The sequence below is a fragment of the Actinoplanes campanulatus genome (assembly GCF_014647795.1).
Lineage (GTDB): Bacteria > Actinomycetota > Actinomycetes > Mycobacteriales > Micromonosporaceae > Actinoplanes > Actinoplanes campanulatus.
In genome coordinates, this window is the sequence record NZ_BMPW01000030.1 from 20,555 (window position 1) to 41,666 (window position 21,112).

21 protein-coding genes are annotated in these 21,112 nt (G+C 71.9%); 8 read left to right on the forward strand and 13 right to left on the reverse strand.

All coding sequences use genetic code 11. From position 1 onward, the window contains the following. Positions 1-57: 57 nt before the first annotated feature. Both IEZ13_RS40235 and IEZ13_RS40240 read right to left on the reverse strand, forming a co-directional pair. Complete coding sequence (locus tag IEZ13_RS40235; protein ID WP_183226874.1) at positions 58-552, reverse strand: PH domain-containing protein; 495 nt, start codon at positions 550-552, stop codon at positions 58-60. A 187-nt stretch (positions 553-739) separates the two neighbouring features. After that, positions 740-1,933, reverse strand: coding sequence for an MFS transporter (locus IEZ13_RS40240; RefSeq protein ID WP_183226873.1), 1,194 nt, complete (start codon positions 1,931-1,933; stop codon positions 740-742). A gap of 147 nt (positions 1,934-2,080) precedes the next feature. Between IEZ13_RS40240 and IEZ13_RS40245 the strand changes: the two genes are divergently transcribed. Then, a complete protein-coding gene (locus IEZ13_RS40245) occupies positions 2,081-3,343 on the forward strand; it encodes a M20 metallopeptidase family protein (RefSeq protein ID WP_183226872.1) in 1,263 nt (420 codons plus the stop codon). A gap of 223 nt (positions 3,344-3,566) precedes the next feature. On the opposite strand, the gene IEZ13_RS40250 is transcribed toward IEZ13_RS40245, so the two are convergent. Genes IEZ13_RS40250 through IEZ13_RS40275 form a run of 6 tightly spaced genes read right to left on the reverse strand, consistent with a single transcriptional unit; the run spans position 3,567 to position 7,228 of the window. Then, on the reverse strand, positions 3,567-4,319 hold the full coding sequence (locus IEZ13_RS40250) for a helix-turn-helix domain-containing protein (RefSeq protein ID WP_183226871.1): 753 nt from the start codon (positions 4,317-4,319) through the stop codon (positions 3,567-3,569). A 2-nt stretch (positions 4,320-4,321) separates the two neighbouring features. Then, positions 4,322-4,624 carry a putative quinol monooxygenase gene (locus IEZ13_RS40255; RefSeq protein ID WP_183226870.1) on the reverse strand — a complete coding sequence of 101 codons (303 nt, stop codon included), beginning with the start codon at positions 4,622-4,624 and terminating at the stop codon, positions 4,322-4,324. A gap of 53 nt (positions 4,625-4,677) precedes the next feature. After that, a complete protein-coding gene (locus tag IEZ13_RS40260; RefSeq protein WP_183226869.1) occupies positions 4,678-5,217 on the reverse strand; it encodes a YrhB domain-containing protein in 540 nt (179 codons plus the stop codon). Then, positions 5,214-6,416 (reverse strand): RNA polymerase sigma factor, encoded by a 1,203-nt coding sequence (locus tag IEZ13_RS40265; protein ID WP_260179918.1) that lies wholly within the window; start codon positions 6,414-6,416, stop codon positions 5,214-5,216. The genes IEZ13_RS40260 and IEZ13_RS40265 overlap by 4 nt, the downstream gene beginning before the upstream one ends. A gap of 15 nt (positions 6,417-6,431) precedes the next feature. Then, positions 6,432-6,767, reverse strand: a complete 336-nt coding sequence (locus IEZ13_RS40270; protein ID WP_183226867.1) for a YciI family protein — start codon at positions 6,765-6,767, stop codon at positions 6,432-6,434. Next, entirely contained in the window at positions 6,764-7,228 is a 465-nt protein-coding gene (locus IEZ13_RS40275; RefSeq protein ID WP_183226866.1) for an SRPBCC family protein, read from the reverse strand. Before IEZ13_RS40275 ends, IEZ13_RS40270 begins: the two co-directional genes overlap by 4 nt. Before the next feature lie 101 nt (positions 7,229-7,329). Here IEZ13_RS40275 and IEZ13_RS40280 point away from each other — a divergent pair, with 101 nt between their 5' ends. The 5 genes from IEZ13_RS40280 (at position 7,330) to IEZ13_RS40300 (ending at position 11,580) form a co-directional block, all read left to right on the forward strand. Beyond that, the gene (locus IEZ13_RS40280; RefSeq protein ID WP_183226865.1) at positions 7,330-7,971 is read left to right on the forward strand and encodes a class I SAM-dependent methyltransferase; all 642 of its coding nucleotides are present in this window, start codon (positions 7,330-7,332) and stop codon (positions 7,969-7,971) included. An 11-nt stretch (positions 7,972-7,982) separates the two neighbouring features. Beyond that, a complete protein-coding gene (locus IEZ13_RS40285; protein WP_183226864.1) occupies positions 7,983-8,843 on the forward strand; it encodes an alpha/beta fold hydrolase in 861 nt (286 codons plus the stop codon). A 126-nt stretch (positions 8,844-8,969) separates the two neighbouring features. Next, positions 8,970-9,806, forward strand: a complete 837-nt coding sequence (locus tag IEZ13_RS40290; RefSeq protein WP_183226863.1) for a CPBP family intramembrane glutamic endopeptidase — start codon at positions 8,970-8,972, stop codon at positions 9,804-9,806. After that, positions 9,803-10,933, forward strand: coding sequence for a sensor histidine kinase (locus tag IEZ13_RS40295; protein WP_183226862.1), 1,131 nt, complete (start codon positions 9,803-9,805; stop codon positions 10,931-10,933). The genes IEZ13_RS40290 and IEZ13_RS40295 overlap by 4 nt, the downstream gene beginning before the upstream one ends. Then, positions 10,930-11,580: a response regulator gene (locus IEZ13_RS40300; RefSeq protein ID WP_183226861.1), complete on the forward strand. Its 651-nt coding sequence runs from the start codon at positions 10,930-10,932 to the stop codon at positions 11,578-11,580. The genes IEZ13_RS40295 and IEZ13_RS40300 overlap by 4 nt, the downstream gene beginning before the upstream one ends. On the opposite strand, the gene IEZ13_RS40305 is transcribed toward IEZ13_RS40300, so the two are convergent. After that, positions 11,573-12,160 carry a TetR/AcrR family transcriptional regulator gene (locus tag IEZ13_RS40305; protein WP_183226860.1) on the reverse strand — a complete coding sequence of 196 codons (588 nt, stop codon included), beginning with the start codon at positions 12,158-12,160 and terminating at the stop codon, positions 11,573-11,575. The genes IEZ13_RS40300 and IEZ13_RS40305 overlap by 8 nt on opposite strands. An 80-nt stretch (positions 12,161-12,240) precedes the next feature. Between IEZ13_RS40305 and IEZ13_RS40310 the strand changes: the two genes are divergently transcribed. Together IEZ13_RS40310 and IEZ13_RS40315 are read left to right on the forward strand one after the other, a co-directional pair. Continuing rightward, on the forward strand, positions 12,241-13,380 hold the full coding sequence (locus tag IEZ13_RS40310) for an FAD-dependent oxidoreductase (protein ID WP_183226859.1): 1,140 nt from the start codon (positions 12,241-12,243) through the stop codon (positions 13,378-13,380). A gap of 33 nt (positions 13,381-13,413) precedes the next feature. Beyond that, positions 13,414-15,843, forward strand: a complete 2,430-nt coding sequence (locus IEZ13_RS40315) for an SDR family NAD(P)-dependent oxidoreductase (RefSeq protein WP_183226858.1) — start codon at positions 13,414-13,416, stop codon at positions 15,841-15,843. 178 nt (positions 15,844-16,021) lie between these two features. Here IEZ13_RS40315 and IEZ13_RS40320 read toward each other — a convergent pair whose 3' ends face one another. The 4 genes from IEZ13_RS40320 to IEZ13_RS40335 all read right to left on the reverse strand — a co-directional run bounded on the left by IEZ13_RS40320 (position 16,022) and on the right by IEZ13_RS40335 (position 21,105). Then, the gene (locus tag IEZ13_RS40320; protein WP_183226857.1) at positions 16,022-16,777 is read right to left on the reverse strand and encodes a class I SAM-dependent methyltransferase; all 756 of its coding nucleotides are present in this window, start codon (positions 16,775-16,777) and stop codon (positions 16,022-16,024) included. Positions 16,778-16,911: 134 nt separating this feature from the next. Next, a complete protein-coding gene (locus tag IEZ13_RS40325; RefSeq protein WP_183226856.1) occupies positions 16,912-17,400 on the reverse strand; it encodes a hypothetical protein in 489 nt (162 codons plus the stop codon). Positions 17,401-17,466: 66 nt separating this feature from the next. Next, the gene (locus IEZ13_RS40330) at positions 17,467-19,152 is read right to left on the reverse strand and encodes a carbohydrate-binding protein (protein ID WP_183226855.1); all 1,686 of its coding nucleotides are present in this window, start codon (positions 19,150-19,152) and stop codon (positions 17,467-17,469) included. A 33-nt stretch (positions 19,153-19,185) separates the two neighbouring features. Continuing rightward, positions 19,186-21,105, reverse strand: a complete 1,920-nt coding sequence (locus IEZ13_RS40335; protein ID WP_183226854.1) for a glycoside hydrolase family 127 protein — start codon at positions 21,103-21,105, stop codon at positions 19,186-19,188. Positions 21,106-21,112 lie beyond the last annotated feature (7 nt).

Consider the following 21,112-nt stretch of genomic DNA (forward strand, 5'->3'; position numbering starts at 1 on the left):
GCTCCGGCGCCGCCACGACAGCGGGGGTCGAGCGGGAGGAATCGTGCGCCGGCCCGCTCATGTGGCGTCACCGGGGGTCGCGGCGGTCACCTCACGTAGCCGGTCGACGGTCTCCTCGGCGATCTTCGCGTCCACGCCCTCGATCGTGATCTTGCCCTCCGACGAGGCGGTGGTCACGGTGATCGAGGCGAGGCCCAGCCAGCGCTGCAACGGCCCGATCTCGGTGTCGATGCTCTGGATCCGGGAGATCGGCACCACCTTCCACTCCCTGGTCAGCCAGCCGGACAGCGCGTAGACGGCGTCCTCGGTGGCCTCCCAGCGATGCGTGCGGTAACGGGCGTACGGCATCACGGTGATGTTCACCGCGTAGGTCACGGCGACGGCCAGGATCACCGGTCCCAGATACGGGCGGGCGCTCTCGGCGTACCCCCAGATGGCACCGAGCGTGCCCAGCACGCCGATGGACCAGAGGACGGCCTGGAGTGTCCGCCAGGTGATGAACCGGCGATCCAGCCGGTGCCGCGGCGGGCGCAGGGTGAGTGAGGCCTCCATGCGCCCATGGTGACGGAGCCGGGCCACCCGGCCGCCTGGCCGCCGCGGTCACCAGGGCCACTCCGCGCGCGGGATCTCCGGATCCTCGCCCGGATGGACGACGAACACCTCGTCGCCGCTGTCGTCGTACACCGGCTGCGGGCCGCCGATCGTGGCCGGCGCCTCGACCGCGGCGAGCGGCCGTGGCCTATCTCCGGGGGTGAGGGGTGATCCACCAGCGTACGGCCGGGGCCAGTGCGGCGGTGAGGGCCGCCGAGGCGGCCAGGCCGCCGCGGGCGCCGAGGAGGGCGATCAGGGGGCCGGCCAGGCCCAGACCGAGCGGGGCGGCCAGGGTGACGCCGGCCGCGTAGAAGGTCAGGACCGGCTGCTGCTCGTCGGCGTCCAGATGGTCCTGGAGGTAGGTGTAGGCGATCGCGGTGAACGGGCCGTAGATCACCCCGCCGATCGTGAAGGCGAGCGCCGCGACCGGAATCGAACCGGCGGCCGCCAGCGCCGCCACCGCGGCCGCCCAGCCGGCGATCACCGCGACGATGCTGGTACGGGGACGAAACCGCCGCAACTGGCTGGTCAGGGCGGCGCCGAGCAGGGCACCGGCACCGAAGCAGGTCCACAGGGTGCCCAGCGCGCCGGCGTCGGCGGCGAGATCCCCGGTGACCAGCAGTGGAAGCGCCACCTCGACCGGGCCGTAGCAGAGATTGAAGAGGAAGACGACCACCAGCAGCCGAGCCGCCACCCGGTGCCGGCGGATGATCTCCCAGCCGGAGCGGGCCTTCCCGGTACGGCCGTCGAACGGTGTCGTGGTCGTCGTGGCGGCCGCTATCGGCAGCGTGGCGTAGCAGACGGCGGCCACCGCGAGTGCCGCTGCCGGGCCGGTGACCGCCGAGATCAGGCCACCCAGGGCGGGGCCGGCGACGTACAGCGCCAGGCTGTCGGAGATGCCGAGCAGGCCGTTCACCGGAAGCCGGGCCTGCTCGCCGGCCATGCCGGTGGCCAGCAGGCGGCGGCCGCTGCTGGACAGCAGCCGCAGCGCGCAGCCCACGAACAGGCCGCCGATCAGCAGGCCCAGGGTCAGCCGTCCGATGTGGGCCAGCAGCCAGGCCGCCCCGAACGTGGCCGCGCGCAGGAGCCCGTCCAGGGCCACGACCAGGCGCGAGTCGAACCGGCGTCGGCCCGCTCCGAAGAAGACGGTGACCGCGATCGGCAGCAGGAACGGCGCGGCCAGCACCGCGGAGACCGCGGTGGCCGGATCGACGGCACCCCTGACCTGGAGCGCCAGCAGTGGCAGGGCGACGAAGCCGACCCCGTCACCGAGTTTCGCGACGGCGTCGCCGCCGATCAGAGTCGCGAGGCGCCGGTCCCGTAGCACCGTCGAGTAGGTCACCGGCTGATTCTCGCCGGTTCTCGCATTCGCCACGGGTGAGGACCGCTGGGTGGGGTTAGCACCACCATCGACCGGGAGCCTGCCCCATCGTGCCGGGGTGCGGATCGCGAAAGGCTGAACCACGTCGAACCAGGCGGGGGAGGAACAATGCGAACCTCAGAGGGTCCGGTGATCAATCGGCGGGCCGTTCTCGGTGGGGCGCTCGCGGCGGCGGCCGGGGCGTGGCTGACGTCGACCGAGGCGGCCTCGGCGACCGACCGGGTGGCCCTGGCCGTGGAGGCGGAGGCCGCCCGGATCGACGGCGCGCTGCTCGACCTGCGGCGCGATCTGTACAACCATCCGGAAACGGCCGGCCAGGAGGAGCGGACCGCCGGGGCGGTCGCGGCGCGGCTGCGGGCGGCCGGGCTCGACGTCACGACCGGTGTCGGCGGGCACGGTGTCGTCGGCGTCCTGACCGGGGCCCGGCCGGGGCGGACGGTCGCCTACCGGGCGGACATGGATGCGGTCGGCCCCCAGGACCAGATCGGCGGCGGCCCCGGCCCGGCCCATCTGTGCGGCCACGACATCCACACCACGGTCGGGGTGGGCATCGCCGAGGTGCTGGCCCGGCTGCGGGAGCGGGTCGCCGGCCGGGTGGTGTTCCTGTTCCAGCCGGCCGAGGAGAGCCTGTCCGGCGCCGCCGCGATGATCGCCGACGGCGTCCTCACGGCGACCCGCCCCAGCGAGATCCACGCGCTGCACTGCGGGCCGTTCCCGGTTGGCCGGTTCGCGACGATCGCCGGTTTCGGGATGCCCGGCCAGGACCGCGGCCTGATCACCCTCACCGGCGACGATGCCGCGGCGCGCGCTCAGCGTTTGGCCACGAGCATCAACAGCATCGGTACGGTGCAGCGCCCGTCCACCCCCGCCGACCTGGAGCAGTTGGTGGCCTACCTGCAGACCCCGGGCGGCCCGCTGGCCCGGTTCGTCTTCGTCCAGGCCCGGGCCGCCGGCGCGACCGTCCAGGTGGCGTCCCGGTGCTGGCCGGAGCACCGCTACCCGGAGGTGCGTGCCGAGATCCGGCGCCGCGTCCGGGCGGAGGGGCCGGCCACCGTGGACTTCCCGGCGGACCCGTTCCCGGCGATGGTCACCCCGCAGCGTGAGGGGCAGGCCCTGGAGCGGCATCTTCGGCGCTCGCTGGGCACCGAGCGGGTGATGCCGCTGCACGCCGCGATCCCGTTCAGCGGCGAGGACTACGCCCTGTTCCTGGACCATCTTCCGGGCACCTACACGTTCCTCGGCGTCCGGGCCCCGAACACCGGTGTCGAGACCAGTTACCCCCACTTCGCCACCTTCCAGCCGGACGAGAGCGCGATCGGCCACGGCGTCCGGGCCATGTCCGGCTGGCTCCTGTCCCGCACCCGCCCCTGACACCCCCGTGGCGCAGCCCATCGGTTGCCCGGGGCGGGCGGGCGCGGCTCGGCAAGGGTGGGTGGGCGCACACGGTCGCAGGGTCGTGGTCGCCTACGTGGCATATAGCCGCGGTGGCGGCGCACGCGACGGCTTCCGTGTGCGGCCACTCCGGCTTCGGCCGCCCGAACGTGTGCGCCCGCCCGGCTGGCGAGGCCGGTTGGGTGCGGGTGCCGATGGACGGTCAAGGGCGGAAGCTGGCGCGGTATTCGGTGGGGCTTCGGGTGGTGAGCTGGCGGAAGGCGGCGTTGAAGGCGGACAGGGAGGTGTAGCCGACGGCGTAGGCGATCTTCGTGACCGGGGTGTCGCCGGCGGCCAGTTCCTCGATGGCGCGCAGGATCCGCATCCGGCGCAGGGTGGCACGCCAGGTCATGTCGCACTCGTCCTCGAAGCGGCGGGCCAGCGAGCGCGGCGCCAGCCCGACCTCGGCGGCCAGTTCCTCGAAGGTGAGCTGTTCGGCGAGGCGCTGTTCGGTGAGGTGCAGAGCGCGGCGCAGTTCGGGGGAGCGGCCGGTGGGCACGACCACGGGGCTGGGCTGTTCGGCGAGCTTCCAGGTGACGGCGGCCAGTGCGTCGAGGACGCTTTCGGCGTACCGGGACGGGGGTTGATCCTCGGTGGCGCAGAGGCCGCACTCGGCGACCAGCGCGCGGGCCAGCGGGGTCAGGTCGAAGACCGTCAACGGCGCCGGAGGCGGCGGGACGAAGTTGGTGTCGAACAGGACGGAGGAGGTGGTGACCGGTTGCGGAATGCTGATCCGAATCGGACGGCCGGCCGTGATGAGGGCGGCGCGGGCCGGTGGCAGCAGCCAGGTGGCGCCCTCCGCCTCGAGACGGAGGGCGCCGGTCGAGGCGCACAGCAGATAGTGCCGGTCGACCTGGAAGTCGTTCGCCGGGGTGGCGGGAAACGACCGGACGAAGCTGTACGCCGGGCGGTGCATGATCAGGCGACGGTTTCCAGGAGGTCGGCGCGGAACCGGCGGCTCACCGGGGTTCCGGTCATGAGTGGGCGGATCACCCGGCCGGAGCGGGCGAACGAGGGCGAGCGCTGATAGTCGGCGAAGGACTGCTCGTCGGTCCATTCGTGGACCAGGGTGACGGCGGTGTCGTCGTGCCGGGACGCGTAGACCCGGTAGGCGAGATTGCCGGGCCGCGCCCGGGTCTCGTCGTGTTCGCTGTCGAGCTGGGCGAGGGCCGCGGCCCGGTCGGCGGCGGCGGTGGTGAAATCGACGATGACGATGAACATGAGTGAATCCTCCCGGCGGGAGCGGGGTGCCGGCTCCCGCCGGCCGGACGTGTTCACGCTTCCATCGGACACGGGCCGGTGAGGGTCTGGAAGTCCGGCTGCCGGCCGGTGAGCACGGGCCGGGTGCGTTCGACCAGTTCCGCCGGTGGATCGCCGCCGTCGCGGAGCGCGTCGGCGTACGCCTTCGTCTCGCTCAGGGTGAGCCGTGGCGCGATCGCGCGCAGATGTCGCAGGACGGCCATCGTGCCCTCGTCGCGCAGCAGTTCGCGGGCGGCGGCGAGCACCGGATCCGGCTTCGGCTCGCCGCGGATGCGTTCCCGGTAGAGCTGGAGCCACTCGTCGCGACAGTAGACGGTGACCGGGATGTGGTGGATGCTGCCGTCCAGGCCGTCGACCAGGTACGGGCCCTGCCCGATCAGCCTGTCCCGTGGATCGCGGCTGCGGGCGTAGACGGCGGACTGCCAGACCAGGAGCCAGCCGAACTCGTGTTCCTCGACGTGGACGATGGCGAGTTCCGGCAGGTGAGGCTGGGCTCGCCGCTCCTCGGCGAGCTGTGCCTCGACGAGGGCGATGGCGCGATCGCGGTCGATCATGAGTCCAGGCGTGCGGTCAGGAAGCGGCGTTCCGCCTCGGTGGGGGCCAGGTCCGCCGCCCGGCGGTAGCTCTCCGCGGCCTCCGTGCGGCGGCCGGTACGGCGCAGCAGGTCCGCCAGGGTCGCGTGCAGCAGATGATAGTCGTCGAGGCGACCGGTTTCGGCCAGTGCGACGACCAGTGGAAGCGCGGCCGCGGGGCCGGAGGCCATGCTGACCGCCACGGCCCGGTTCAGGTCGACGACCGGGCTCGGTTCGAGACGGGCCAGATGGTCGTAGAGGGCGACGATCTGCGCCCAGTCCGTCTCCCCGGCGGTCGGCGCGGTGGCGTGGCAGGCCGCGATCGCCGCCTGCACCTGGAACGGCCCGGCCCGGCCGCGGCGCAGCGCCCGCTCGCACAGGGCGGCGCCCTCGTCGATGGACGGCCGGTCCCAGAGGGTGCGGTCCTGATCGGTGAGGATGACCGGGTCACCGGCCGGATCCCGGCGGGCTGCCCGCCGGGCGTCATGCAGCAGCATCAGCGAGAGCAGGCCGAGCGCCTCCGGCTCGTCCGGCATGAGCGCGGCCAGCACCCGCGCCACCCGGATCGCCTCGGCGCACAGCCGCGCCCTGACCGGATCGGTGTAACCCTCGTTGAACAGCAGGTACAACACGTGCAGCACGGCCGGCAGCCGCTCCGGTAGCAGGTGGGCGGGCGGCACCCGGAACGGGATCCCGGCGTTGCGGATCCGCTGTTTGGCGCGGAACAGCCGCTGCCCCATGGTCTTCTCCGGCAGCAGGAACGCCCGCGCGATCTCGGCGGTGCTCAGGCCGGCGAGGCAGCGCAGGATCAGCGCGACCTGCGCTTCCAGGTTCAGTGCCGGATGGCAGCAGGTGAACATGAGCTCCAGCCGCTCGTCCGGGATGTCGCTGTCGTCCGGGTAGGGCGCCGGCTCCACCATGGCCACCTCCGGCAGCTTCGCCGCCTCCAGCGCTTCGCGGCGGATCAGGTCGATCGCCCGGCGGCGGGCCGTCGTGGTCAGCCAGGCGAGAGGCTGATCCGGTACGCCGTCCGCCGGCCATTTTCGCAGCGCCTGCGTGAAGGCGTCCTGCGCGCACTCCTCGGCCAGGTTCCAGTCGCCGCCGGTGAACCGGATCATCGTGGCGACGATCCGGCTCCACCCGTCGGCGTAGATCCCGGCGATGCGGTCCTGAACGGTCAGGGCTCAGTCCTTGTCTCAGTCTTCTTCGAAGGGCCAGAACGGCCGCAGCTCGATGACGCCGCGGTAGGCCATCGGGTGCTTGGACGCGATCGCGACGGCCTCGTCCAGGTCCGCGCAGTCGATCACGTCGAAGCCGGCCATCAGGTCCTTGGTCTCCGCGTACGGGCCGTCGGTGAGCAGCACCTGCCGGTCCCGGACGCGGACCGTGGTGGCGTCGGCGCCCGGCCGGGTGCGGCTGCCGACCACGTGGTTCTCCTTGATCTGGGCGAACCACTCCTCGATGTCCGGCGCCCCGTCGTTCTCGTCGGCCACCAGGTCGGGGTCGACGCAGACCAGCATCAGGTACTTCATCGGGTGGCTCCCGTCGAGTCGAGGGTCATCGCGGTGATCGTGGACGTCATGGTGCGGCAGAGGGTGACGAGCCGGTCGTTGACGCTGTCGGTGTCGGCCGGGACGCCGGTACGGCCGGGGCCGTGCACGAAGCTGTGGCGCACCTCCGTGGTGCCCGGCTCGGCGCCGTCGCGCAGCTCGTACCGCCAGTGGGAACCGGGCCGGCCGGCGTCGTCGAGGACGTCCCAGGCGAACACCCGCGGTTCCGTCGACTCGGTGATCACGCACGTGACCGTACTCTCGAATCCGTCCGGAAAGCGGTTGTGGCCGATGAATCGCCGTGGTCCGTCCCAGGTCGCGCCGACCGTCTCCGGGCTCCATTCGCCGATCCGGTCGACCGCGGTCACCAGTTCCCACATCTTCTCGCGGGGCAGCGGCACGATCACCGTCACCGTCACCTCCGCGCCGGTCTTCACATCCATGAGCTGTCTCCCATCTCGTTGTTCACCGGGATGACGAACGGGATCGGGCTTCTACTACCGGTCCGCGGAACTTTTTTGCGGAGCCGGGCGACACTGGCGGTATGGCCGAGTCAGGGAGCATCGTCAAGGCGCGCCGGATCTGGGATCAGGTGGCGCCCAGCTACGACCGGCGGATGGCGTTCCTGGAGCGGCACATGTTCGGCGACGGCCGGGTGTGGCTGGCCGCGCGGGCGCGGGGCCGGGTCCTGGACGTCGGCGTCGGCACCGGCGGGAATCTGGCGCACTACCCGGATGACGTCACGGTCACCGGCCTCGATCTGAGCCCGGCGATGCTGGCGCTGGTCCGGCGGCGGGCGGCGGACCTGGGCCGTCCGGTCGATCTGCACGAGGGTGACGCGGAGCGGCTGCCGTTCGCCGACGGCTCGTTCGACACGGTGGTCTGCGCGCTGGCGCTGCGCACCGTCCCGGATCCGGCCGCCGCGATCGCCGAGGCCCGGCGGGTGCTGGTGCCGGGCGGACGGTTGCTGCTGCTCGATCACGTGGTGAGCACGTGGCCGCCGATCCACGCGTTCCAGTGGGTGTTCGAGCGGTTCACCATCCCGGCGGCCGGCGAGCACTTCACCCGCCGCCAGGTGCCGCTGGTCCGCGCGGCCGGGTTCACGATCGCGGCGACGCGGCGCACGAGGGCCGGCACCGTGGAGTGCGTGGACGCGGTCCGGCCTGCAGACCCCGGAACGGGGTAAGCAGACGGTCCATGTTCGAGGGCTTCGTGGACGAGATGGTCGACGTCGGTGAGGTGGCGCTGCGGGTGCGGCACGGTGGGGACGGGTCGCCGGTGCTGTTGATCCACGGGCATCCGCGTACCGGATCGACCTGGCACCGAGTGGCGCCCAGGCTGGTCGAACGGGGTTTCAGCGTGGTCTGCCCGGACATGCGCGGCTACGGCAGGTCCGGCAAGGCGCCGATCCGGCCGGACCACTCACAACAGTCCAAACGGGCCGTCGCCGGTGACATGCTCGCCCTCATGCGGGCGCTCGGGCACACCGCGTTCGCGGTGGCCGGGCACGACCGCGGCTGCTACGTCGCGCTGCGGCTGGCCCTCGACCATCCGGAGGCGGTCCGCCGTCTCGTGGTGATGGACGGCGTGCCGATCAGCGAGGCGCTGGCCCGGTGCGACGCGAAGTTCGCCCACGACTGGTACCACTGGTTCTTCTTCGCCCAGCCGGGCAGACCCGAGCGGGCCATCATGGCCGATCCGGACGCCTGGTACGGCACGCCCGGCCCGGCGCGGATGGGCGGCGCCAACCATGCCGAGTTCCGGGCCGCGATCCACGACCCCGACACGGTACGGGCGATGCTGGAGGACTACCGGGCCGGCCTCGGCGTCGACCGCGACCACGAGGAGGCCGACCGTCGCGCCGGCCGCCTCGTGGACTGCCCCACCCTCTTCCTGTGGTCGACCCGCGACGACATGGAGGACCTGTACGGCGACCCCACCGCCATCTGGCGTTCCTGGGCGCGGGACGTGCACGGCGTACCGATCGAATCCGGTCACCACATGGCGGAGGAGAACCCGGCGGCCGTGGCCGCCGCCCTCACGTCCTTTGTGGCCTGACCAGACGTGTAGCTCGGGCGAGCTACACGCAAGTGTCCGCCGAGAGGTGACGTTTTCTCTCGTGACGATCCGTAGTTTTCTTCGCAGTCGCGGCGGTCCTGCCGCGGATTCTGCGAAGGGTGTGTCATGCGGTTCCTTCTCCAATTCGTAGCGGTGGTCGCGGCCTCGTTCCTGGCCCGTCTCCTGTCCCGCTCAGCGGACGGCAACGCCTGGCTCTCGCTGGTCGCGGGTGTGGTCGGCGCGGTGGTTGTGACGGCGGTCTACTACGGCGTGGTGCGGGCCACCGAGAAACGTGAGGTGACCGAGCTGGCCCGCCGGGCAGCCGCGTCCGGGCTGATCAGGGGCACGCTGCTGGGTTTCGCGATCTTCGCGGCGGTGATCGGTGTGATCGCGGCCAACGGCGGTTACCGGATCATCGGGATCGGCGACGACCCGATCAACGCGGTGGGCCTGATCGGGTTCATGGCGGCGGCCGTGACGATCGAGGAGCTGATCTTCCGGGGCGTGCTGTTCCGGCATCTGGAGAAGCTCACCGGCACGTGGGCGGCGCTGGCGGTGTCCGCGCTGGTGTTCGGCGGCATGCACCTGCTCAACAAGGACGCCACGTTGTGGGGCGCGCTCTGTATCGCGATCTCCGGCGGCGGCATGCTGACGTCCGCGTACGTCGCCACCCGTAGCCTGTGGCTGCCGATCGGCCTGCATTTCGGCTGGAACTACGCGCAGGGCGCGATCTTCGGCTCCGCGGTCTCCGGAAACGGCGAACAGCAGGCGGTTCTGGATTCGGAGTCGACCGGTGACGCGCTCATCAGCGGTGGGCAGTTCGGCCCGGAGGCGAGCGTCTTCACCGTGGTGGCCGGCGTTCTGGTCACGGCGGCGTTCATGTGGCTGGCCCATCGCCGCGGCAACCTGTTGCCGAGGCGCCGCAACGCCGAGCCCGCGCTCGCCTCTACAATCGACCGGTGAGCAGCGTCGCCGATCTGCGGGACCAGTGGCGCCGCCTCGACGTCACCGTCCAGGACCTTCCGGTCGCGCTCCTGCTCACCGCGCTGGCCCTGGTCCCGGCCTGGCACCGGCACGGCACCCAGCTCGCCGACCTGGTGCCGGCCCGGCCGTTCGGCGTCTGGGGCGTGCTGGCCATCACCGTCGAGTGCCTGCCGCTGGCGATCCGCCGCAAACGGCCCGTGACCTGTCTGGCCCTGGTGTTCACCGGCTTCGCGGCCGACCAGCTCTGCGGCTGGAACACGCTCGGCGGCACCGCTCTGTCGATCGCGCTGATCAGCGCGGGTATCCACGTGGCACACCACCGCCGGGCGACGATGATCGTGGCGTCCGCCGGGTTCCTCGCGCTGGCCGCCGTGCTGGCCCGCGCGGGGCAACTCGGATTCGACGTGGTGGCGCTCTTCTACGCGTTGCTGGCTTCGATGTGGGCGGTCGGGGCCGGGATGCGGCGCACCCGGCTGGCCGAGATGGAACGTCGCCGGCATGCGGAGGAGACGGCGCGGGCCGCCGAACGTACCCGGATCGCACGGGAGCTGCACGACGTGGTGACCCACCATGTGACCGCGATGGTGGTGCAGGCCGAGGCGGCGCGATACCTGACCGCGGCACCCGAGCGGCTCGACGAGGCGCTGACCGCGGTGTCGGACACCGGGCGGCACGCGATCACCGACCTGCGGCACCTGCTCGATCTGCTCAACCCCGCTCATGGCGATGAGCTGCGGGTGCTGGTCGAGCAGACCCGGCGGGCCGGGCAGCCGGTGGAGCTGGTCGAGCAGGGAAGTTCGCCGGGCACCCCGGGCGGTGCGGGCGCCACCGTCTACCGTGTCGCGCAGGAGGCGCTGACGAACGCCCTGAAGTACGACCACGGCGCGCGGACCAGCGTCACGGTGCGCTACGGGGTGGGGGAGATAGACGTGCGCGTCAGCACGGACGGATCGGGTTCGAGTACGGCGTCACCCGGTGGGAGCGGGCGCGGCCTGGCCGGGTTGCGCGAGCGCGTCGGCACGCTGGGCGGCGACTTCACCGCGGGCCCACGGGCCGAGGGCGGTTTCCTGGTCACCGCAAGGATTCCGGTCGGGGTGGGCGCGTGATCCGGGTGCTGGTCTGTGACGATCAACCGTTGATCCGGACCGGATTCGCCACGATCATCGGCGCCCAGCCGGACATGGCGGTGGTCGGTGAGTGCGGTGACGGCCACGCCGCGGTCGCGCTCGCCCGCGAACTCGAGCCGGACGTGGTGGTGATGGACGTGCGCATGCCTGGTCTCGACGGTATCGGGGCCACCACCCAGCTGGCCGGCGCCGGTGTGCCGCATCCGGTCAAGGTGCTGGTCGTGACGACGTTCAACCTCGACGAGTACGTCTACGAGTCGCTGCGGGCCGGCGCCAGCGGTTTCCTGCTCAAGGACGCCCCGCCGGCGCACCTGCTGCACGGCATCCGCACCGTGGCGGCGGGTGCGGCGCTGCTCGCCCCCGAGGTCACCCGTCAACTCGTCGGACGGTACGCGGCCCGCATCCGCCCGGCCGCGGACACCCCCGGTGACGTGCCGCTGAGCGCACGCGAGCTGGAGGTGCTGTGCCTGATCGCGAACGGGCTGTCCAACAGTGAGATCGCGGCGACCCTGGTGATCAGCCAGGAGACGGTCAAGACGTACGTCTCGCGGATCCTCACCAAACTGGACCTGCGCGACCGGGTCCAGGCCGTGGTCTACGCCTACCGCCGCGGCCTGGTCACCTGACGCCGTCCGGTGGCGCCCAGCCACGCGCCAGGATGTCGAAGATCGCCTCGATGGCGGCGCGCGGATCCGGTCGGCCGCGGACGAGGGCGGGGATCTCGAGTACGAATCTGGCCAGCGTCACGCAGGCGAGGTCGTCGTGGTCCACGCCGTACTCCTCGGCGATGGCGGCGCTGAGACTGTCGGTGTGCCGGGTCCACATGCGTTCGGCGTACGACCGCAGGGCCGGCGTGGCGTCGACCAGGGCGAGGAAATCGGCCGCCTGGGGATGCCGCGCGATGGGAAGGTAGGCGCCGAGCAGGTGCTCGCGGAGAGCCTCCACCATGCTTGGGCCGCCGGCCCGCTCACGCACCGCCGCGATCAGCTGAGCCTCGTTGTCCTGCTCCTGGTCGAAGACCAGCGCTTCCTTGCCGGGGAAATGCTTGAACAGCGTCGTGGTCGACACGTCGGCCGCGTCGGCGATGTCGCGCAGGCTCACCCGGTCGTAACCGTGCTCGAGGAACAGGCGAAGGGCCGCGTCGGCGATCGCCTGCCGCGTTGCCGCCTTCTTGCGTTCGCGACGGCCGACAGGGGTCTGGGTCATGAGCCGAGTATAGGGGTGAGTGGCACCAGGCAAAAAGTTGACTCGTTGCACTTTTGAACTCGTTCTGCTTTTCTGGAGTCATGACGTCACCGATCAGCCAAGCCCGGATCAGCATCATCGGCGCCGGGCCCGCCGGGCTCACCTGCGCCCGCATCCTGCAACGGCACGGCATCGCGGTCACCGTCTACGACCGTGATCCCGGCCGCGACGCCCGCGACCAGGGCGGCACCCTCGACCTGCGTGCCGACAACGGCCAGCTCGCCCTGCGCGAGGCCGGTCTGCTCGACGGATTCCTCCGGCTGTCCCGCCCGGAGGGCCAGGAGATGCGCGTCCTGGGCATCGACGGCGAGCTGCGGGCGCACATCGTCCCGGAGGAGGGTGAGCTGTTCAAACCCGAGATCGACCGAGGTCGGCTCCGCGACCTCCTGCTCGATTCGCTGTCGCCCGGCAGTGTGCGGTGGGGGCAGGCGCTCACCCGCGTCAGCGGGCCCGCCGACGGTCCCCGCACACTGCACTTCGCCGGCGGCGCCGTCGTCGAGACGGATCTGGTCATCGGCGCCGACGGCGCGTTCTCCCGCGTTCGCCCGGCCGTCTCACCCGCCGTCCCGCGGTACACCGGTGTGAGCTTCACCGAAGCCTGGTTCCATGACGTGGCGGATCGGCACACCGAGCTGTCCACACTGGTCGGCCAGGGCAGCGCCACCGGAGCCGACGGCCGGCGCGCGCTGTGGGGCCAGCGCAACAGCGGTGACCACATCCGTGTCTACATCATCCGTCAGGTCCCGGCCGACTGGATCACCGCCGCCGGCCTGCGGCCCGGCGACACCGCCGGGATCCGTGCCCACCTGCTCGACGAGTTCGCCGGCTGGTCCCCTCGCATGCGACAGATGATCAGCGACAACGACGGCCCCTACGTCGACCGGCCGATCTTCGCGCTTCCCGTTCCACACACCTGGGAGCACAGCCCGACCGTCGCCCTGCTCGGGGACGCCGCCCACCTCATGCCCCCGCTCGGCGTCGGCGTCAACCTCGCCATGCTCGACGCCGCCGAGCTCGCGCTCGCGCTCGCCGGCTCCGCAACCATCGGCGAGGCTGTCCGGGCGTACGAGGACACCATGCTGCCGCGCTCCATCGAGACCGCCAAGCTGCTCGACGGCCGCGCCGAGGACCTGCTCAGCGACGACCTGCCGCCCGAATTCGGCGACGATCACGACGCCTGACGGTCCAGCGGCGCCGGGCTTCACAATGGTCCGGTGAATCATCTCGGGCGATGGATGCGGATCATGGCGGGCATCACCGGTCGCGGCCCCCAGGAACGGCGGCTGCGGGCCGCCGTGTCCGGCCGCACCGTGCTGATCACCGGCGCCTCCGAGGGGATCGGCGCCGCCACGGCCCGCCGGCTCGCCGCGGCCGGCGCCACCGTGCTGCTGGTGGCGCGCACCGCCGAACGCCTCGAAGAGGTACGCGCGGAGATCGAGGCGGCGGGCGGGCGCGCCTTCACACACCCGGCCGACCTGTCGTCGCCGGAGGCGGCCGCCGTCCTGGCCACCGAACTGGTGGCTGGCTATCCCCGGATCGACGTGGTGGTCAGCAACGCCGGACGCTCCATCCGGCGATCGGTCGCGGACACCGCCGACCGGTTCCACGACATCCAGCGCACCATCGGCGTCAACCATCTCGGCCCGGTCCAGTTGCTGCTCGTGCTGCTCCCGGCGATGCGGGCGGCCGGTGGCGGGCACATCGTCAACGTCTCCACGGCCGGGTTGTCCCTGCACACGCCGCTCTGGTCGGCCTACCACTCGTCGAAGGCCGCGTTCGACACGTGGCTGCGCGGCGCCGCCGTCGAGCTGCGGCGCGACCATGTCACCGTCAGCACGGCGTACCTCAATCTGGTCCGCACCCGGATGAGCGCGCCCACGCGGCACTATGCGCGGGCACCGATGATGTCGGCGGCCGAGGCCGCGGAGATCGTCTGCCGGTCGGTGGCGCACCGCCGCTCCTGGTCGCCGTGGTGGGCCCGGCTCGGCGCGGTCGTCTCGGCGGCGATGCCGCGCACCGTCGAACGGGCGCTGGCCGCCGGGGTGTGGGCGATCGACGCCGCCGAGCCGTTGCGGGTGCTGGCCGCGACCGGGCTGTGGCGGCCCGGCCGGGTGGTGCGGCTGCTGCGCGCCGGCCGCCGGCACGGGCGCAGCCTCGCCACCGCGCTCGCCGCCGGACCGCCCGACGGGATCGCCCTGGTCGACGCGGACGGGCCGGTCACCTACCCGGAGCTGGACGCGATGGCCGGCGCCTGCGCGGCGGGCGCGGCAGCCCTCGGCGTGGGGCCCGGCGACCGGGTCGGCCTGGCCTGCGGTGGGCACCGCGGTTTCGTGGCGGCCGCGGCCGGGCTGTCCCGGCTGGGAGCCGATGTGATCCTGCTGCCGCCGGACCTGCCCGGCGAGCGCCTCGCGGCGGTGACGGACCAGGAACGGATCGGCCGGCTGGTGCACGAGCCGGACGTCGCCGCCGGCCTCCCCATGACGCCGCGGCCGGATCTGATCAGCGGCGAGGGTCCACACTCCACCGCCGGTCTTTCCGCGACGCCGCATTTCGCCACCGTCGGCGCTCCCGCGACGCCGCATTCCACCGTCGGCCTTTCCGCGACGCCGTGGCCGGATCTGATCACCGGGGAGAGCGCGCCTCCCGTCGCGGCACGACGGCCGGGCAACGTGTACGTGCTGACCTCCGGCACCACCGGCGTGCCCCGCGCCGTCTCCCGTCCACTGCCGCTGCGCATGCTGCTCGGCCCGGTCACCACCCACCTGAGGCTGACGCCGGTGCGGCCCGGCGAGCCCATCGTGGTGGCCACCCCGCCGCATCACGGGTACGGGCTCACCTACCTGTCCGCCGGCCTCACCCTGGGCGCTTCCGTGGTGCTCGTGCCCGGCGGCGACCCGGAGCGGATCCTGGCCGCGGTCGCCGCCAACCGGGCCGGCCTGCTCTTCGCGTTGCCGGTCCAGCTTCGCCGCATCTGCGACCTGCCGGAGTCGGCGTGGCCGGATCTCGGCTCGCTGCGGGCGGTGATCAGCGGTGCCGCCCCACTCGACCGTGACCTGTGCGAACGTCTGCGGGAGCGCTTCGGGGACCGGACGTTCAACATGTACGCCACCACCGAGGCCGGCTGGGCCGCGATGGCTACTCCGGCCGACCTGCGGGCCGCGCCCGGCACGGTCGGGCGGGCGCCCCGCGGCGTGCAGGTCCGGATCGCCGCGCCGGACGGCACACCGCTGCCACTGGGCCGCATCGGCGAGATCCGGGTGCGGGGCTGGCATCCGGACGGCCGCTGGCACCCCACCGGCGACCTCGGGCATCTCGACCCGGCCGGACGGCTGTTCGTCGACGGCCGGCTCGACGACATGATCGTCTCCGGTGGCGAGAACGTGTATCCCGGCCCGGTGGCCGCCGTGATCACCAGCCACCCCGACGTCGCGGACGTGCTGCTGGAGCCGGTCGCGGACGACGAGTTCGGGCAGCGGCTGCGGGCCACCGTGGAGACCCGACCCGGCCGTACGCTCACAGCCGGCGACCTGCGGGAGTGGCTGGCCACACGGCTGCCCCGGCACGAGCGACCGAATGAGATCACCATCGTCACGGAGTTGCGCCGTACCGCGACCGGCAAACCGGTGCGCGGCCCGCTCCGCTGAAGCATGTCGCGGGTGGGGCCGGCCATGGCCGTCGCGGTGATATTGATCTTTCCATCGTTCTCTCGACTGGCTATCTTCTTCGGGGCATCAGGGGACGGATCCCCTTCCCAGGCTGACGCGGGCGGTTGTCGTCTCGTCCAAGCCGGCCGGCCCACGATCCAGGGTTGAACCGGCCGGATCAACCGGGCGCATCAGCCGCCGGCTCGCGCCCCCTGGTGGCGAGAACCAGGGTGGTGCGCAGATCCAGGACGATCGTGCCGCCGAAGCCGTCGACCAGGCGGCCGAGCGCGGTGAGACCTTTCCGCTGCACCTCGGGGGAGTGGCGCAGAAACGGACCGAAGGTCCGGACCAGGGCGAGATAGTCGTCCTTGGCGAGGGGCAGGCTGGTGTTCAAGACCCTCTTCTGTACGCCGGTGAAGCGCCCGGACGCGAGAACGTCCGTGTGGAACCAGTCGATCGGCCGCTCCTGAACGGTCGGGTCGAGGGCGTTCAGCGCCTCCTGAACGGCGGCGCCCTGTTCCGGATCCTGGTAGCCGTAACGGTGACCCAGAACGGCCAGCGTGCCGCCGGGCGCGAGCGCGGCGTAGGCGAGATCGTTGCGGCGGCCCGGGTCCAGCCAGTGCCACGCCATCGCGCAGGCGACCAGTTCGACGCCCTCGGCCGGAGGCGTCCACTCCTCGAAGGAGCCGACGTGGACGCTCGCCCGGGGGAAGCGGCCGGCGAGCACGGCGGCCATGTCAGGATCGGGTTCGATACAGGTCAGCGGCGCGCCGAGGGCGGCGAAGACCTCGGTGCCCTTGCCGGTACCCGCGCCGATCTCGACGGCCGAGGCCGGGACGCCACCGTGATGGTCGACGATCATGTCGGCGACGGCCGGTGGATACCCGGGGCGGGCGGTGTCGTAGAGGCCGGCCACCGTTCCGAACAGTCTCATGCGCCGCACCCTAACGGCCGGACACGGCGCGCCGGGAAGCGGCGGAGCCCGAGGTCCATGCCCGGCACCGCGCAACCTGCCGGGGTGCGCCCGGGCACGGTGAAGCCACGCCGGTGCCGCGAACGTTCCTCCGGTCAGTGGGCGACGACCGGTGAACCGCGCAGGTCCACCCGTTTCAGGCCGGCGCCGTCGCGGTCGACGTTGTACTCGAGATAGCCGTCGGCGCTCCAGCCGCCCGCGGCCGGGACGCGCAGCTCCACCTTCTCGCACTTGTACGCGCCGGTGGCGGTCCCGTTGACGCGGGGCGCGAGGTTGCAGGTGCCGAGGGCGACGTTCTCGTTGTGCCGTTGCAGGTGGTAGTGGAGGGTGAGCGCCTCGAACCCCCGCTCCCCGTCGTCGTCACCGCCCCGGGCCCACGCGACGTGGGCGTAGGCGCCGCGCGTGGGTGTGCCGTGCAGCAGGCACAGCCGTACGTCCATCCGGGTGTTGCGGCCCGGCGTGTCGAAGACGACGTGCCGTGGCGCGCTGCACGTCCCGGCGTCGGCGCGGGCCGGCGATGCCACGCCGGCGAGCAGCCCCGACCCGAGCAGTGCGATGGTGATCAGCCCATGAGTTCCCGTCATGTCGGACACCCCCGTGTGTGGATCTTTCATGTCGGAGTACCCATGGGCTGACCAGGAGAAACAGTGTCAGGCGAGGTGGATGTAGTCGAGTTCGGCGTAACCCGTGCCGGCCGTCAGGTTCGGTGAGCCCTTGGCCAGGCGGATCATGTTCCAGCCCGCCTTCAGCGTGACCGTGGTGTTCACCGTCGAACCGAACACACCCCACGCGGCGGTCGGCGGGTAGCTGATCGTCTGCCAGCCGCCACCGTTGTACGCCAGCCCGTGCGTGGCCGTCGCCCCGGTCGCGTTGGCGTACCCGATAGTCATCGTGTACGACCGCGCTGCCGGCACGTTGACCAGGAAGTCGACGAACGACTGGTTACGGGGATTCGCCGAGCCGTCGATCTGCCCGACGTACCCGCCGTTGGACGCCGAGCCGGACGAGAACCGGTTGGCGTTGACGACAGTGGCGTTCTCCGCCTCGTACCGCTGCTGCCATGTCGACGCACCCGATGCAGGCGCGATCAACAGTTGATACGAATCCCATGCGTGCATGCCGGTCACCGGCACACTGATGCTGCCGTTCGACACCGTGTAGGTGGCCGACGACACCGCGATCGGCGCGCTCTGGTTGGTGAACCGGCCGGTCGTGCCGCTGCGCGACAGGGTGACCCGCACCTGCGAGCCGAGCGCGCCCAGCCCGTTGACCCGGACCGTGTTGTCGCCGCTGTCGCCGCCCAGCACCACGTTCACGACCTTGCGGGTGCTGTCGTAGGCGGCGACGCCCTCCAGCCACGAGCCGGGGACGGTCTGCACGATGTTGCCGGCCATGTCGCCGTACCACTTGTAGGTCCAGTACGACGAGGTCGGCGCGTTGTTGTAGAGCAGACCGTTGAGGGTGCCCGCCTCGTACCAGTAGGCGCGCTCCGCCGACCGGATGCCGTGCCGCTCGAAGACCGCCATGTAGTGCACGGCCACGCTCGGGATGTCCACCTGGGACGGGGAGGCGTACTCGTTGATCGAGATGGGTCGCGGTGAGATGCCCAGCGACGACTCGATCGCCCGGTAGTCGGCGACGTGCGCCTGCACGTCGAGATACTTGTCGTTCTCCAGTTCGTGCCAGACGATCACGTCGGGCAGGGTGGCGGTGTCGCGGGCGTTGGTGAGGAAGCCGACCATCCAGTCGTGGTTGTAGACCGAGTGGCTGGGCCCGACGATCGGGGTCACCGTGTCGAGCGTGCGGATCAGTCGATGGGTACGGGTCCAGCCCGCGTTGAACGTCCCGGCGGCACTGGTGTTCCAGGTCCAGTCGGGTTCGTTCCAGAGTTCGTAGCCGTCGACGTTGGTGGTGGTCGTGGCGTTGAGCCGGGTCTGCACCATGGTGCGGACCTTGGCCTCCCAGTCGGTCCAGCTCACCCACCTGTACGGGAAGTCCTTGTAGATGTCCGGGAGCCGCCAGAACTGCTGGGCGCCGGCGCTGGTGACCTTCCCGGCGGCGAGCGCGCCGTCGCAGCAGGGTGTGGTGGCGCCGTTGCCGAGCTGCTGAACGCCGGGCGGCGGCTGGGTCAGGTGGTTGAGCCGGAGCGGGTACATCTGCTCCAGCGGCGGCTTGGTTCCGGTGTCCACGGCGTACAGGCCGCCGGAGGCGACATGGGTGACCGGCCGGACGACGGTGCCGACGTTGACGGTGAGGGTGTTGCCGGCGGCCCGTGCCGGGCTGGGGACGGCCAGCCCGGCCAGGACCAGTAGGAGAACTGCGGGTCGGTAGCGCACGGTTCACCTCGGTGGATGGGGGAAGGGGACGGTTTACTCCTCCCGTGGCGCCAGCGGGATCCAGACCCGCATCGGGCCGGGTTCGCGGTTGGCCCACAGGAAGTAGGGGATGGCGGTGACCGTGGTGGTCGCCGCCGGGGGCGGGATGGTCCGGTTCAGGTCCCGGTAGAGCGGGCCGCCGGACGCCGCCCGGAGACGGACCCCGACCCGCAACGTGACCGGCGCCAGGCCGCTGCCGTGGTAGGCCACCGCGGCCGGGGCCGCCGGGTCGAGTTCCAGATCCTCGAACAGGGCGCCGGCCAGCGGCCCGGACGTGGGCAGGTCGGCGTGTTCCAGGCAGTGCACGAGCGGGCCGCGGGTCAGGGCGGCCGCGCCGCGGACGGCGTCCACCCGGGGATGCGCGGCGACCAGGCGGACCGGCATGGTCAGGGTGAGCACGATCCGGTCGCCGGGGTGCCAGATGCGGTGCAGGCGCAGGTATCCGTCCTTGACCTGGTCACGGGACGGGGCCGGGGTGCCGTTGACGGCGAGGCGGGCGTCCGGGCACCAGGCCGGGATCCGCAGCGACAGCGTCCACGGCTGGTCGGACGGCGAGGTGACAGTGACGGTGATCTCCTCGTCCCACGGGTACCGGGTCTGGACGGTGACCGTGTGACCGCCCGCCGCCACCGTGCCGTCGGCGTAGAGGTGCAGTTGAAGACCGTTGTCGTCACCGGTGGCGGCGTAGGTGTGCAGTGACGCCATCAGCCGGGCCAGGTTCGGCGGGCAGCAGGCGCACTCGTACCAGTCCAGGCGGTGACCGGGCGCGTTCTCGCCGCCGCCGTCGTGGCCGGTGCGGCGCTGCAACGGGGTGGAGTAGAAGAACGCGGTCCCGTCGACGGCGGTGCTCGCGGCGATCGCGTTGTAGAGCACCCGCTCCATCTCGTCGGCGTACTTCACCTTGCCGGTGGCCAGCAGCAACCGCCAGCCGAGTTGGAAACTCGCGATCGCGGCGCAGGTCTCGGCGTAGGCGCGGTCCGGCGGCAGCTCGTAGGCGTCGCCGTAGGCCTCGTCCCGGTGCCGGGAACCCTGCCCGCCGGTGATGTAGGTGCGGCTGTCCAGCGCCGAGTCCCACAGCCGCTCGGTGACGGCCAGCAGTTCCCGGTCACCGGTCTCCACGGCCACGTCGACCGCGCCGGCCAGCAGGTAGAGCTGCCGGACCACGTGGCCGGTCACCTCGTCGGTCTCGCGCAGCGGTTGGTGGTCCTGGTAGTAGGCCGGCCCGAACCGGCCCGGCCCCAGCACCTGGTGGCCACGGTTGTCCAGGAAACGGGCGGCCAGATCGAGGTACGGCCGGTGCCCGGTCACCCGGTACAGCTCGGCGAGGGCGGTCTCGATCTCCGGGTGGCCGTCGGTCTCGCGCGATTGCCCGTACCGTTGCACCAGAAGATCGGCGAAACGGCGCGCGACCGAGACGACCTGCTGGGCCACCGGATCGTCGGGCGCGGAACGTGCCGCGGCGACCGCCGCCTGGATCAGATGGCCGGCCGTGTACATCTCGTGGCTGAAATGCAGTTCCGTCCACTGTCGGGTCCGGTGCTCCGGATCCTGGTAGTAGGAGTCCAGGTATCCGTCCGCGTCCTGGGCCTTCTCCAGCAGGGCGGCGGCCTCCTCCACGAAAGCCTGCTGGGTGCCGGACCAGAACGCCGCCTCGAGCGTCTTGTGCACATCGGTGTCGGCGAACCAGAAACCCGTGAACGCGGTGTCGGAATCCCCGGTGACCCGGCGCAGATTGTCCAGGTTGCCGTGGGTGGACAGCCGGGTGACGCAGTGCGGCAACGTGGACGCCGCGTTGCGTTCCTGCCAGGCGCCGAGCAGACCGTCCGGGGTGAGCCGCACCGCGTCGGCGGGCAGCGGCCGGAGCGCGGCGAGGGCATCGGGCGTGGGCACGACGGGGCCCTGGAGTGCAGACATGTGGTTC